This is a genomic window from Microcystis sp. M53602_WE12, assembly GCF_030065455.1.
GTDB classification, from domain to species: domain Bacteria; phylum Cyanobacteriota; class Cyanobacteriia; order Cyanobacteriales; family Microcystaceae; genus Microcystis; species Microcystis aeruginosa.
Map to the genome: position 1 here is coordinate 1 of NZ_JASJFB010000507.1, position 1,350 is coordinate 1,350.

Consider the following 1,350-nt stretch of genomic DNA (forward strand, 5'->3'; position numbering starts at 1 on the left):
GAGTGATCAGGGGGAAATTCAGGGACTTTTTCCCTGAAAATTAGGTAATTGACCCCCTCAAAATCGGTAAAACCCCACACCCCACACCCCACACCCTACACCCTGCCCCTAGGAAAAACTTTTTCAGCAAACCCTAATTAACTCTCCCTTGACCAATTCGTAACGATTACCATCGTCAGGTAACGCCATAAATTCTGCATCAGTCCATACTTTTGTCTCTGGAGTTTCAATCACAGTAGTTTCTCGAACAGACATAATTTATCCTCGGTAAATATTCACAAGTAAAACCCTTAAAGAATTTCCTGTAACATCCGATTGGCCTGGGAAGCGTAACCACCACCAAATAAATTAAAGTGATTGAGAATATGGTAGAGATTGTAAAGAGTTTTGCGCTGTTGATAACCAGCATCGAGGGGGAAAACATCGTTATAACCCCGATAAAAAGCCGCCGGAAAACCGCCAAAAAGTTCCGTCATGGCTAAATCTACCTCCCGGTCTCCCCAATAGGTGGCCGGGTCTAAAATTACCGGTTCCCCATCGACGGTAATGGCCGCATTTCCCGACCACAAATCACCATGGACGAGGGAGGGATGGGGTTGATGCTGACTCAAAATCTCGCTAATAGCGGGAATAACTTGATCCTCGTCGGGAAAATTGCCGCCGCGCTCCTTCGCAAGTCTTAATTGATAGCCAATACGCTGATGAGCGAAAAAATCCGCCCAACTGTTACTAACGGTATTGATCTGGGGAGTAGAACCAATGGTATTATTACACTGCCAACCAAAGCGATCGGACAGGGAAACTTGATGTAAACGAGCTAAATTTTGCCCCATTTTTTCCCAGCTTTGACTATTGCCACCGCCGAATTCTAGCCACTCTAGCACTAAATAACTAGATTTCTCGGCAATTCCCCAACAAATTGGCTCCGGAACCCTGATAGTCTTGGTAGCGTGAATTTGCTTTAATCCTAAAGCTTCGGCGGCAAACATGGCCTCTTGGTTCGCTTGGTTAATCTTAACGAAATAAATTAAACCATTGCCACTGACCGCATAACCCTGATTGATGCAGCCACCACTAACGGGATGACTTTTCTCAATTTCAAAAGGTTTTTCCGTGGTTTGGGTAATATGTCGAGCAATTTGAGTCCACATGGTTTATCAGTTATCAGTTATCAGTTATCAGTTATCAGTTATCAGATGTAAGTTTTAAGTTAATTAGTTATTTAGTTATCAGATGTAAGTTAATTAGGTTCTTCGGTTTTTGTTATGCAATGGACGGGGGTTATAAGGGATGGAACCCTTATATAGAAAGGCATTTGGCGATTTTTGTCAATTATTTTTTATCTAGAGC

General features: G+C 42.9%; 2 protein-coding genes. Both read right to left on the minus strand.

Annotated elements, in window-relative coordinates; all coding sequences use genetic code 11:
* Window positions 1-123: 123 nt before the first annotated feature.
* Window positions 124-255: a hypothetical protein gene (locus PX482_RS16680; protein WP_288024994.1), complete on the minus strand. Its 132-nt coding sequence runs from the start codon at window positions 253-255 to the stop codon at window positions 124-126.
* A gap of 35 nt (window positions 256-290) precedes the next feature.
* Window positions 291-1,151 (minus strand): fructosamine kinase family protein, encoded by an 861-nt coding sequence (locus PX482_RS16685; RefSeq protein WP_012265384.1) that lies wholly within the window; start codon window positions 1,149-1,151, stop codon window positions 291-293.
* Window positions 1,152-1,350: the final 199 nt, after the last annotated feature.

What these genes read in the sequence shown, in the direction of transcription:
- PX482_RS16680 (WP_288024994.1), bottom strand. Translation starts at nt 255, where the DNA reads ATGTCTGTTCGAGAAACTACTGTGATTGAAACTCCAGAGACAAAAGTA.
- PX482_RS16685 (WP_012265384.1), bottom strand. Translation starts at nt 1,151, where the DNA reads ATGTGGACTCAAATTGCTCGACATATTACCCAAACCACGGAAAAACCT.